Below are 283 nucleotides of genomic sequence, written 5' to 3' on the forward strand. Positions count from 1 at the left end.
GGGAATAACAATCACCGCGTCACGGCCGGTCTCGTGCCTGATGTCGGCGGCCTCCGCCTCGGTCAGAGCGTGGAACATCGTGGCGCGCGCCCAGCTGCGACGCTCATAGAAGCGTTTGGCGATCCATTTCTTGGCACGTCCGCGACCCGTGATCCAGGGATCGAGCATCCCGTGCGGAGAGATGATGTAAGGCTTCTTCGTTGCCTTGGCCCAGCGGACTGCCAGATAGGATGTCGCAGTCCATACGCCGTGGAGATGAAGAATATCGAGGTCTGCAGAGGCC

1 protein-coding gene is annotated in these 283 nt (G+C 61.1%); it reads right to left on the bottom strand.

All coding sequences use genetic code 11. From position 1 onward, the window contains the following. The coding region (locus ACNEUN_RS06215; protein ID WP_463631557.1) for a glycosyltransferase at positions 1 to 283 on the bottom strand (283 nt) is incomplete at both ends.

The organism is Gardnerella sp. C0684A1 (genome assembly GCF_055326835.1).